The sequence below is a fragment of the Dyella agri genome (genome assembly GCF_044904705.1).
GTDB lineage: Bacteria > Pseudomonadota > Gammaproteobacteria > Xanthomonadales > Rhodanobacteraceae > Rhodanobacter_A > Rhodanobacter_A agri.
Window position 1 is genome coordinate 524,127 of record NZ_JADIKL010000002.1, and the last position, 12,469, is coordinate 536,595.

Below are 12,469 nucleotides of genomic sequence, written 5' to 3' on the forward strand. Positions count from 1 at the left end.
CTCGCGTTGCCCTCGCATGGCCGCCATGCGGCAGCGCGTGGCTTGACCTGCCAGCCAGGCAGGCGTTGCGCCACGCGCCACCGTCTGACGGCCATGCGAGGGCAACCGTTCGGGCCGACCGGGCATGGACTCGGCGGGTCGTTGCGCCTGAGGACTGGACGCGATCATCAGGCCGATGCGCCAGCGGCCCCTGTGCCGATCGCCGGCCGTTTGCCGAAAAGGTGCACGTCGCGGCGGGTCCTTTCCGGATTCCCGGTTGCGTCAATTTATTGACGAAAACGGCAGTCCCGGCGTCCGCGCTGTATCTCAATTCCGATCTGCATTATCGTGCGTAGTTCACAAAACGGCGGCATGGCGACTGACCATGTCCTCCATGGAAAGGGGGTTCATGTTTCAGCGCATTCGTTCCCGGCCTGCCGTGCTCAGGCCCGGCGCCGCAGTCTGCATCTCACTATCCGGCAGGCATGCCGCGGCCGCCCATCGCGCGGCCCGGCGAGCAGGCCGCCGATGCGCCTCGCCAGGTCTGCTCCGGCGCTCCGGCAGCGCCACCATCCGGCTGCGTACCGACACCAACCCGCATGGCTCAGGGGTGCCGGACGCTGCGTTGCCGCCCGCGTCTGGAACGGGTTATGCATGCATGGGGCATGAGCCTGGCCATGTGCCGCAAAGGCAGAGAGGGAGGCCGTGATGGAAATGCCTGCCAATGGGACGACGCTGCTGACGGTGGCGTATTGGGTGGCCGTGCTCACCCTGTTGCTGGCCTTCAGCCTGTTGACGGTCATCGTTTTCCTGCGCGCGCGTTCGCGCAAGCGCGAGTTGCGCGACAAGCGGGCGCAGCAGCACTGGACGCAGGTGATGAAGCACGTGCTGGCGGGCGAGGCGGTGCAGCTACAGCCGCTGAAGCGCGATGAGGTCACCGGCTTCATCGAAGCCTGGAACGTGATTCACGAATCGCTGCCCCAGCAGGACGCAGTGCGGCTGTTGCCGCTGGGGCACGGCGTGGGCCTGGTGGATGCGGCGCGGCGCATGCTGCGCGGCAATTATCACGATTGCGCGATGGCCATCATTGCGCTGGGACACTTGCGCGAACACGATGTGTTCGACGAGCTGGTGCCGTTCCTCAACGACCGCAGCCCCATCGTCTCGCTGTGCGCGGCACACGCGCTGGGCAAGGTGGATCCGCCCAGAGCGATGGCGATGTTCGTGCCGCTGGTCCTGCAGCGCGACGACTGGATGCCTGGCAACGTGGCGCGCATCCTCGCCCACAACGAGGATGGCAGCGCGTTGCGCGAACTCGACAACGCGCTGCTGCGCGCCAATACCAGCACGATGGTCAAGCTGGTGCGGTTCCTCGCCGACATCGATCCGGGGCACGCCTCGGGGGTGATCCGGCAGCTGCTCGACAGCTCGGTGGACGACCACACACTCTCGGTCTGCCTGCAGCTGGTGAGCGACAAGGAAGACCGCGAGCGGGTGGCTGGTTTCCTCGACGCGCCGCGCTGGCACGTACGCATGCATGCGGCGTCGGCATTGGGCCGCATCGGCGAAGCCGCCGACAGCCAGCGCCTGGAGCCGATGCTGGCCGACAAGGTGTGGTGGGTGCGCTACCGGGCCGCGCAGGCGCTGCTGGCCCTTCCGGGCATGGGTGTGGACGCATTGCGCCTGATGCAGCAGCGGCAGGGCGACGCCTACGGGCGCGACATCATCGACCAAGTGCTTTCCGAGCACGACCTGGGAGTCGTGGCATGAACGCCTACTGGGATTCGTTCGTGGCCAATCTCCAGCACGGGCCCTGGAGCCACGCGCTGGCGTCGATGCAATGGATCTTCATGATCTATTTCGTGGCGATCAACCTGGCCTACCTGATCCTCAACTACATCTCCGCCTACCAGATCGTGCGCTACATGCGCGAATACCGGGCCAATTACCTGCCGCCCGGCCTGCGCGATTACCAGCCTCCGGTAAGCATCGTGTTGCCCGCGCACAACGAAGAGAAGTCGGTGGTGGCCTCGGTGCACTCGCTGCTCAAGACCAACTACCCCGAGTTCGAGATCGTGGTGGTCAACGACGGTTCCAGCGACCGCACCCGCCAGGCGCTGATCGAGGCCTTCGGCCTGGTGCGGGTGCCCGAGGCCTATCGGGCCCGCCTGCGGACCGAACAGGTCAGGGGTGTCTACGCCTCGGCGCAGTACCCGCGCGTGCGCATGGTGGACAAGGCCAACGGCGGCAAGTCCGATGCGATCAATGCCGGCATCAATTGCGTGCGCTATCCGCTGTTCTGCGTGGTGGATGCCGACTGCATCCTGCAGCCGGAAAGCCTGTCGAGGGTGGTGCGCCCATTCCTGGAGGATGGCCGCGTGGTCGCCAGCGGCGGCGTGGTGCGCGTACTCAACGGCTGCACCGTCGCCAACGGCATGATGGCCAAGGTCGGCCTGCCCAACCAGTGGCTGCCCAGTTTCCAGGTGATCGAATACCTGCGCGCGTTCCTGTTCGGGCGCATGGGCTGGTCGCCGATGAACGCGCTGCTGATCATCTCCGGCGCCTTCGGTGTGTTCTACAAGGAGCGGGTGATCGCCATCGGCGGCTATCGCAACGACACGGTGGGCGAGGACATGGACCTGATCGTCCGTTTGCACCGCAACCTGCGCAAGGAGAAGCGCGACTATCGCATCGTGTTCGTGCCCGATCCGGTCTGCTGGACCGAGGTGCCGGCGGACGTCGCCTCGTTGAGCAACCAGCGCGTGCGCTGGCAGCGCGGACTGGCCGAAAGCCTGTGGTCGAACATCGGACTGATGTTCAACCGTCGCGGTGGCGCGGCGGGCTGGGTGGCGTTCCCGTTCATGCTGCTGTTCGAGTTCCTCGGCCCGATCATCGAGGTGATCGGTTATGTCTCGATGATCGTGCTGACCCTGGCCGGTCTGGTGACGCTGAAGGTGTTCCTGGTTTTCCTGGCGGCGGCGATTGGCATGGGCATGTTGCTCTCGGTCAACGCGATGCTGCTGGAAGAGCTGTCCTTTGGCCTGTACGCCAAGCCGTCGCAGCAATTGCGGCTGTTCGTGGTCGCGGTGCTGGAAAACTTCGGCTACCGGCAGATGAACTCCTGCTGGCGCTTCTACGGCACCTTGCTCTGGCTGTTCGGGCTGCGGAAACGCTATCGCTGGGGCCACATCCATCGCGATGGCTCGTGGCACCAGGAGCAGGAGGAAGCAGCGACGATGACCCCCGACCTGCATGCCGACGGGAGCAGCAATCCATGAAGCGCATGCATCTACCCGTGGCCGCGCAACGGCATCCGCTCCGCACGCGCCACGCCGGCTGGCCCTTGCTGCTGGCATTGGCGGCGTTCTCGCCCTGCCTGCAGGCGCAAACCGCCGCTCCCGACGCGTTGACGACGCAGATGGTGCAGATACGCCAGCTCGCCACCAGCGGCCAGAAGACATTGGCGATCCAGCGCTACACGGCCTTGCTGGCCGAGCACCCCGGCAACGGCGACCTGCTGTTGGCGCGTGGGCGCACTTACGCCTGGGACGGACAGTACGACGCGGCCGAAAGCGACCTGCACACGGTGGTGCAGCACAGCCCGGACTACGCCGATGCATGGTCCGCGCTGGGCGATGTCTATCGCTGGAGCGGTCGCCCGCAGCAGGCGGTCGATGCTTATTCGCAGTGGGTGAAGCTGGCGCCGCGCGACCCGGATGCGTACATCGCACGTGGCCGTGCCCAGCGCGACATGGAACAACTCGCCGCCGCCCGTGCCGACTTCGATGCCGCCGCGACGCTGGGGGCAAACGCCGCCGAAATCGACAGCCTGCGGCAGAGCCTGCTGCCGCGCACGACCAGCCTGGGCGGTGGGTACAACTGGGGCGCCTCCCTCAGCTGGGACCACACCGGCTTCACCGGCGGGCAGCAAGGCTGGAACGACATCGATCTGTCGTTGCGCCACTACTTCAGCCAGGGCTCGCTCGCCCTGGAGCTGCTGCGTTCCGACCATTTCGGCACCAGCGACAACGCCTGGGCGCTGGATGGCTACGTGCCGTTGTGGTCGCGTGCCTACGCCAACCTGCGCTACCAGCAAGGCCCCAGCTCCGGCGTCTTGCCGCAGCAGGAATGGCGCGTGGAAGTGTTCCAGGGCGTGGGCCGCGGCTGGGAGTTGTCGGCCAGCGTCGATCACCTGCATTTCTCCAGCAACACCCAGTTCTACGGCATCGGCGTGGGCCGCTACTGGGGCGACTGGTACGCGCGCTACAAGCTGCAATACGTGCCGGGCGTGGGTTCGGGCAGCTGGAGCAACCGCTTCCTGTTACGCAACTACTACCGCGGCGATGCCTTCGACTACCTGGAGCTGAGCGTCAGCAACGGCCGCAGCACCGATCTGAATCGCTATGGCACCCAGGTGATCGACAACAACCTCGCCATCGGCGCCGCCTGGAGCCATTACCTGTCGCCGCGCTGGGGTTTCAAGCTGAGTGCCGGCTACGGCGAGGGTAGCGATGTGGCCGGCGTCAACGAACAAATCGTCTCGCTGACCCTGTACTCGCTGTGGTGACGGCGCCGTCGACGGCCCCGGCGGATCGCGGCGACCTCTGGTCGCGCTTTTCCGCCGTGTTCCCGGCCTTGCTGCTGGCGCAGTTCGCGCTGGTGGCGTGCGCGATCGTCAACGGCGTAGCCGCGGCCGGCTGGAACGGCAGCCAGCCATGGGCCATCGCCGGTATCGCGTCGCTGCAAGCCCTGCTGGTGCTGCTGCGCGCGGTGCCGATCCTGTTGCTGTTGTCGCTTCCGCTGCTGGCCTTGCGACGACAGCGGCCGCGCCTCGCGGCGCTGGCCGTGCTGTGGTCGCTGTTCATCGTGGCGCAGGCCGGGCTCAACCAATACTTCCAGGTGGCGCATGTGCCGCTGGGTGCGGACCTGTTCGGCTACAGCGCCGCGGAAATCCGCACCACCTTGTCCGGCGGCACGCCGCTCGATCCGCGCAGCTTGCTGGCATACCTGCTGCCACTGCTGGTGCTTTGGTGCGGCCTATACGTGTGTGCGCGTCGATGGGTCGATGGCTCCAGGCGATGGACCAGCGTGCTGCTGATTGCCGGCCTGCTGGCGTGGCTGGCGTGGCTGCCGACGGGGGCGCGCACATTGAAGGATGACGCGGCGCGCGACCTGGCCAGCAACAAGCTGGCGTGGTTCTGTGCCGATGTCTGGCGCTGGTCGAGGAACGACAGCGCCGCGGTACTTGCGCCGGGCAAGGCGGCCGCCGCCACCGCCGACGAGCCGCCGCTGGACCCGCAGTTCCCGTTCCTGCATCCGGAGCAGACGCCAGACACGCTCGGTCCATACTTTTCCCCGACTTCCGACGGCCGTCCGCCCAACGTGGTGGTGATCGTGGTCGAAGGGCTGGGGCGCTCGTTCTCCGGTCCGCAGGCGTCGCTGGGCAGCTTTACGCCCTTCCTCGACGCGCTGGCGACGCGCAGCCTGTACTTCGATAACTTCCTGTCCAACCAGGGCCGCACCTTCGGCGTGCTGCCCAGCCTTTTCAATTCGGCGCCGTTCGCCAAAGAAGGTTTCACCTCGCTGGGCACACGCATGCCGCCAGGCCCGGGGCTGTTCAACTTGCTGGGGCAGCAGGGCTACCACACCGCGTTCTACAACGGCACCGACACCGACTTCGACAACGAGCGCGCCTTCATGCAGTTGCAGGGCGTGCAGCATCTGGTGGACAAGCGGGACTTCGGCCCCGGCTACCAGCTCAACCCGTTCAGCGAATGGGGCTATCCGGACAAGGAGCTGGTATCGCGCGTGCTGGCCGACAGCCCGCAGCTGCAGGCGCCCTTCCTGCTGGCGGTGCAGACCATCTCCATGCACACCGCTTACAAGTTCCCGGGGCAGGACGCCTGGCGCGCGCGCTTCGAACAACGCCTGCGCGACTTGCGCATCCCCGACGCGCAGCTCGCGGCGTATCGAGCCAACGCCGACATCTACAGCACCATCCTCTATACCGACGACCAGCTGCATCGTTATTTCGATGCCGTGGCGAAGCTGCCGTGGTACGCCAATACCGTTTTCGTGATCACCGGCGACCATCGCCTGCCGGAGATCCCGATGGGCGAGCACATCGACCGCTACCACGTGCCGCTGATCATCTTCTCGCCGTTGCTCAGGCAGGCCCGGCACGTCCGCGCCGTATCCTCGCAGCTGGACGTCGCGCCGTCGCTGCTGGCGCTGCTGTCGCACACCTACGGACTGAAACGGCCGGCGCAGACACCGTGGCTGGGCACCGGCCTGGACCTGGACGACAGTTTCCGCAACATCCATCAGCTGCCCCTGCAGCAGACCAAGACCAGTGCGCCGGATTACCTGGCCGGCCGCTGGTGGCTGCACGATGGGCAGTTGCTCGAGCTGCGCGACGGCATGCACCTCACGCCGGCCGACGATGCCGCCGCGCGCGACTGGGTGGCGCGCCACTTCCTGCGCTACCAGCAGGCCAATGCGATCTTCATGCAGAAGCTGGCGCTCGCTCCTGGCGGCGCCACGCCGGAACTGGTGGCTTACCGGGAGCCGGCGCAAAAGGTGCAGCCGATCGGCGCGGCGCCGGTCATGCATGGCTTGTCGACGGATCTGTCCGAGGTGGCGGCTGGCAGCCATGCCGTGCAGCTGACGGTCGGTTTCAGCAACGGCGATGCACAGGCCAGCCGCGCCTTCGTGCCGTTGGCGGTGCTGACCGCCGAGGATGGCCGCGAACTGCAGGAAGTCTCCGGCGCGGCCCTGCAGCTTCCCGCGAACGGGCACCAGCGGGTGCAGCTGGCGCTGCAGCGTCCCGATGCCTGCAGCCGCCGCTGCTACGTATCGGTGTTCCCATCCGATCCGCAAACCGGCAAGGCCATCGGGCAAGGGCAATACCACGTGCCGGTCGATGCCAGCACGACAGCCGGGGGCGCGCCATGAGCCGCTTCTCCCGCCTGTGCCTGGCGTTGCTGCTGTGTGCGTTGCCGGTCGTTGCGATGGCCGGGGCCGGTCGCGCCGTCTGGACCTGGGAGGCCGATTCCTATGCCATGGTCAAGGACCCGTCCGTTGCACAGGAGGCCGTGGCCTATCTGCAATCGCAGCACATCGACACCGTGTATCTCTACGCCGATGCGTACCAGGGCCACGATCTGCTCGTCGAGCATCCCGGCGTGTACCGCGCCTTCATCGAGCGCTTGCACAAGCAGCACATGAAGGTCTACGCATTGCTGGGTTCGGCCTATCTGCACACCGAGAACTACGTGCTGCCCGCCTATCGCAGGCAGGCCGAGGCGATGTTCCGCCGCGTGGTGCAATACAACGTGGCCGCGCCGGCATCGGCGCGCTTCGATGGCGCCAACCTGGACATCGAGCCGCACATCCTCGACGAGTGGAATGACAACACCCGCGAGCGTCTGCTTGCCGACTTCCTGGACATGGGCGACGCGCTGATGAAGATCAAGCGCGAATACCACGCGACCCTGGCCGTGGGGCCCGCCATCCCGTTCTGGCTGGACGGCATCGAGCTGGAGTGGAAAGGCGTTCGGCGCCCGGTGAGCGAGCACGTCATCGACTTGTTCGACTACGTGGCCTTGATGGACTACCGGCACAAGGCCGAGGGCAGCGACAGCATCCTTTCGCATGCCGCCAGCGAGATCGCCTACGCGGATCATGTCGGCAAGAAGGTGGTGATCGGTCTCGAGGTGTCGCCCAACGAGCTGGAGAAGGTCACCTTCGACCAGGTGGGACCGAAGGTGTTCGAGCAGGCGTTGGGCACCGTGGAACAGGCACTGCGCAACGATCCGTCCTTCGCCGGCTTCGCGATCCATCACTACCGCAGCTACCGGAACTGGATCGAGCGGAACCGGGACTGAGCGCGGCGCCGCCGCTGACACCAAACCGTCATTCTGCGCATCTACGGTGCGGGAATGATGCCCGATAGCTTCCCCAGACGCGGATCGTTGGCTGCCCGCTGCGCTGCAGGACGGTCGGCGTGAGCCGTTCGCGACGGGAATTCCTGCGCGCTGCCGGAACCCTGCTGGGCGCGGGGCTGTTGCGCGACGTATTGGCATCGCCCGGCACTGTGCCCGGCGCGATGGCCGGCATGCCGATGCGCGCCACTGCGGCGCGGCTGGCGGCGCCGAAGCGGCCGCTGGTGAATCCGGCCACGCTGGCGCCTTTCGTCGATCCCTTGCCATTGCCGGCGCGCGCGCGCCCTGTCGGGCAACGTGCGCATCCGGCATGGCCCGGGCGTCTGCTGCCGTGTTATCGCATGGAGATGCGCGCGTTCGCAGCGCGCCTGCATCGCGACCTGCCGCCCACGCCGCAATGGGGCTACGCGGGTAGCGCGCCAGGCCCGACGATCGAGGTCGAGCGCGATCAGCCGGTGCTGGTGGAGTGGGCGAATGCGCTGCCGGCGCGGCACTTCCTGCCGATCGACCACACGATCCACGGCGCCGAAGCGGACAAGCCCGAGGTGCGCGCGGTGACCCACGTGCACGGCGCGCGTGTGCCGGCGGACAGCGACGGCTGGCCCGAGGATTGGTACGTCCCGGGTCGCTCCGCGTTGAGCCGTTACCCGAACGCGCAGGACGCGGCGACGCTGTGGTACCACGATCACGCGATGGGCATCACCCGGCTCAACATCTACGCCGGCCTGTACGGCGCGTGGCTGGTGCGCGATGCGCAGGAGCGTGCATTGGGCCTGCCGTCGGGCGACTGCGATGTGCCGCTGTTCCTGTGCGACCGGCTGGTCGGCCGCGACGGACAGCTGTACTACCCGGTGTCCGACGACCCCGCGGCGCCGTGGGTGATGCAATGCCAGGGCAACGCGGTGCTGTGCAACGGCAAGCTGTTCCCGTACCTCGACGTGGAGCCACGCCGTTACCGCCTGCGTCTGCTCAACGTGGCGAACAGCAGTTTCTTCGAGCTGGCGCTGACGCATGGCCTGGCGTTCCAGCAGATCGGCAGCGACCAGGGGTTGCTGCCGGCGCCAGTGGAGCGCAGCCAGATCACGCTGTATCCCGCCGAGCGCGCCGACGTGGTGGTCGATTTCGCCGGCCTGGCAGGGCAGCGCGTGCAGCTGCAATTACACGGCGGCGGCATCCTGGAATTCCGCGTGGGCGATCGCGGCCGCCGCGACGACTCGGTGTTGCCGTTGCGCCTGCGGTCGGTACCGCGTCTCGATATCGCCGCGGCGCACGACCGCGTGCTGACCCTGGGCGAGATGGACGATGCCGACGGCAACGCGTTGCGCATGCTGCTCGACGGCAAACACTGGTCCGATCCGGTATCCGAGCGGCCGCACGCGGGCAGCGTGGAGACCTGGAGTTTCGTCAACCTCAGCGGCGATGCGCATCCGGTCCACCTGCACCTGGTGCGCTTCCAGGTACTCGACCGGCGGCCGTTCGACCTGTTCGCGTGGAATGCGCGGCGGCAGCTGAAGTACACCGGCCCCGCGCAACCGCCGCCGCCGCACGAGGCGGGCTGGAAGGACACCGTGCGTGCCGACCCGGGCATGGTCACGCGCATTGCGGTGCGCTTCGAGGGCGAGCCGGGACGCTACGTGTGGCATTGCCATCTGCTCGAGCACGAAGACAACGAAATGATGCGGCCGTACGAATTGCTGCCGGGCTGAGATCGCGAACACACTCTGTGTGCGCTTCGGCGCATGTTCCTGCGCATTGTCGCCGCGCTGTCATCGCCGGCGGTTTCCCTGTCTTGAACACGCCAACGCGCCGTCATCTGCGCGGGTCAGACTGCCGCTCTGGTCGCGGCATGCACGTTGTGCCGCGTCCGGAATCAGGGGGAACCACTCACGCAGGCCGCCCGCAACGGCCGCAGGAGAAGCCGATCATGTCTTCGATGTTCCGACGCAGCCGGTTGAGAGCATTCGCTGTAGGCGCACTCGCCACCGGCATCGCCGGTCTGGCCAGCGCGCAGACCACCACGCCGCCCGACCAGGACGCCACCTTTCGCGCGAAGGCGCACCAGCATGCACAGCATGGCCTGCCCGGTGGCGTGGTGTTGCTGCATGGCCCCGAACAGGGCGACGACCGCAGCGACCGCACGCGCACCCCGATCAAGCACGTGATCCTGCTGATCGGCGAGAACCGCACCTTCGACCATGTGTTCGCCACCTATACGCCGCCGAGCGGCCAGAGCGTGCGCAACCTGCTGTCCGAAGGCATCGTCAATGCCGATGGCACGCCGGGTCCGCAAGTGGCCAAGGCGCAGCAGTGGCAGGCGCAGAGCACCGGCAAGTTCGCGCTGGCGCCGCAGCACACCGCGCCCTACGCCACGCTGCCGGCGATGAACACCGGCGGTGCGCCGACCCAGGCACTGTTCGCCTCGGCCCAGCAGGCGCAGGCGTTCGAGCCGGGCCTGCCGGACGCCGCCTATGGCGAGCTCGCCGCTGGCGGTACCGGCCTGCCGAACCGCGTGCTCGACACGCGCTTCCCCGCGCAGTTGCCGAACGCCCCGGTCGATATGCACGCCTCGCTGAGCTACGACGCCTACGCCAACAGCCCCGTCCATCGCTTCTTCCAGATGTGGCAGCAGCTCGACTGCAGCGCCGCGGCAGCGACGGCGGGCAACCCCAGCGGCTGCCGCAACGACTTGTTCCCCTGGGTGGAGACCTCCATCGGCGCCGGCACCAACGGCAAGCCGCAGCCGACGAACTTCACCGACGAGAGCACCGGTGAGGGCGCGACCGCGATGCAGTTCCTCAACGTGGCTCAGGGTGATGCGCCGTACTTCACCGAGCTCGCGCGCACTTACACACTCAGCGACAACTTCCACCAGTCGGTGATGGGCGGCACCGGTGCCAACCACATCATGCTCGGCTACGGCGACCTGATCTATTACGCCGACGCCCAGGGTCGCCCCGCGGTGCCGCCGGCGAACCAGATCGAGAACCCCGACGCGCAGCCGGGCACCAACAACTGGTACGTGCAGGACGGCTACGGCGGCGGTTCCTACGTCAACTGCGCCGACGACAGCCAGCCGGGTGTGGCCGAGGTCAAGAACTACCTGCACGCGCTGCCGTACCGCAGCTTCCGCCGCGGCGACTGCAAGGCCGGCGCCTACTACCTGGTCAACAACTACAACCCCGGCTACCTCGGCGACGGCACGCCTGCGCCGCTGGGCGCCAACCAGTTCACCATCCCGCCGACCAGGCAGAACAACCTCGCCCTGCTGCTGAGCCACCACCACGTGAGCTGGAAGTACTACGGCGAAGGCTGGGACAACGGCAAGGAAGACGGCGAGGGCGGCAGCTACTGCAACATCTGCAACCCGTTCCTGTACTCCACGCAGGTGATGACCGATCCGAAGCTGCGCGCGCGCAACCAGGACATCAACGACCTCTACAGCGACATCCAGAACGGCACCTTGCCGGCGGTTTCCATCGCCAAGCCGGACGGTCTGCTGGACGGCCATCCCGCCTCGTCCAAGCTCGACCTGTTCGAGGGCTACGTGCAGAAGATCGTGGAGATGGTGAAGGCCAACCCGAAGCTGTGGAACGACACCGCGATCATGGTGACCTTCGATGAAGGCGGCGGCTACTACGATTCTGGCTTCGTGCAGCCGGTCGACTTCTTCGGCGACGGCACCCGCATCCCGCTGCTGGTGGTCTCGAAATACTCCGAGGGCGGCCACATGGTGCACACCTACTACGACCATGTGTCCTTCGACAAATTCGTCGAGGCGAACTGGGGCCTGCACGAGCGCATCTCGGAGCGCAGCCGCGACAACCTGCCGAACCCGGTCAGTGCCAGGAACAACCCCTACGTTCCGCTCAACGCCCCGGCGATCGGCAACCTGATGGACATGTTCGACTTCCGGCTGGCGCGCCAGCGGGACAACGACAACGATCAGGACATGCAGGACTGATTGCGCAGGGAAAGCGGGAATGCGCGGGCGGCCAGCTCCATCGGCCGCCCGCGAACCGCGTCAATGAAGATTGAAACCATGACCAAGTGGAACCGAAGGGTGGTACGCCGACCGCGCGCGGCCGCCTTGCGTTTTGGCCTGTCCGCGATCCTGCTGCTAGGCGCGGCATCCGTTGCCGTCACCCGGGCCGATCCCGCCGACTTCCAGGCCATGCCCGGCCTGTGGCGAATCGTGCTGCGCGTGGTCAGCAATGGCCATGCCGGGCCGCCCAAAGTGGAGTGGCGCTGCGTGAACGAAGGGGACGACCCCTGGGCGCGCTTCGCCGATCTGCCCACGCCCGCACCGCAATGCCAGCGCAGCGACCAGCATCGCAGCAGCACTGCCTTGGACTGGACGCTCAGTTGCGCCGGCGTGTCCGCGCCGAGCGGGCGCGGCCGGGTGGAGTTCGACACGCCCGAGCACTACACCGGCAGCGTCAGCCTGCAAGGGCGCGGCGAGGTGCTGCGGGTGGAAGGCGTGCGTCGCGCCGCCTGCACCGGGCCCAGCGATTGAAGCGGCTGGAGTCTGCCGCCAGGCCCGCGCTGGT

General features: G+C 67.2%; 8 protein-coding genes. All 8 read left to right on the top strand.

Going from position 1 to position 12,469, the window contains the following annotated elements:
- Positions 1-687 precede the first annotated feature (687 nt).
- The gene (locus ISP14_RS04835; RefSeq protein ID WP_404536728.1) at positions 688-1,749 is read left to right on the top strand and encodes a HEAT repeat domain-containing protein; all 1,062 of its coding nucleotides are present in this window, start codon (positions 688-690) and stop codon (positions 1,747-1,749) included.
- Entirely contained in the window at positions 1,746-3,257 is a 1,512-nt protein-coding gene (locus tag ISP14_RS04840) for a glycosyltransferase family 2 protein (RefSeq protein ID WP_404536730.1), read from the top strand. Before ISP14_RS04835 ends, ISP14_RS04840 begins: the two co-directional genes overlap by 4 nt.
- Positions 3,254-4,546 (top strand): YaiO family outer membrane beta-barrel protein, encoded by a 1,293-nt coding sequence (locus tag ISP14_RS04845; RefSeq protein WP_404536732.1) that lies wholly within the window; start codon positions 3,254-3,256, stop codon positions 4,544-4,546. Before ISP14_RS04840 ends, ISP14_RS04845 begins: the two co-directional genes overlap by 4 nt.
- A 56-nt stretch (positions 4,547-4,602) precedes the next feature.
- Positions 4,603-6,933, top strand: a complete 2,331-nt coding sequence (locus ISP14_RS04850) for an LTA synthase family protein (RefSeq protein ID WP_404536734.1) — start codon at positions 4,603-4,605, stop codon at positions 6,931-6,933.
- Positions 6,930-7,865 carry a hypothetical protein gene (locus ISP14_RS04855; protein ID WP_404536736.1) on the top strand — a complete coding sequence of 312 codons (936 nt, stop codon included), beginning with the start codon at positions 6,930-6,932 and terminating at the stop codon, positions 7,863-7,865. The genes ISP14_RS04850 and ISP14_RS04855 overlap by 4 nt, the downstream gene beginning before the upstream one ends.
- A gap of 119 nt (positions 7,866-7,984) precedes the next feature.
- Positions 7,985-9,628, top strand: coding sequence for a multicopper oxidase family protein (locus ISP14_RS04860; protein WP_404536738.1), 1,644 nt, complete (start codon positions 7,985-7,987; stop codon positions 9,626-9,628).
- 218 nt (positions 9,629-9,846) lie between these two features.
- Positions 9,847-11,883 (top strand): alkaline phosphatase family protein, encoded by a 2,037-nt coding sequence (locus tag ISP14_RS04865; RefSeq protein WP_404536740.1) that lies wholly within the window; start codon positions 9,847-9,849, stop codon positions 11,881-11,883.
- Between the two features lie 78 nt (positions 11,884-11,961).
- Positions 11,962-12,435, top strand: coding sequence for a DUF3617 domain-containing protein (locus ISP14_RS04870; RefSeq protein ID WP_404536742.1), 474 nt, complete (start codon positions 11,962-11,964; stop codon positions 12,433-12,435).
- Positions 12,436-12,469 lie beyond the last annotated feature (34 nt).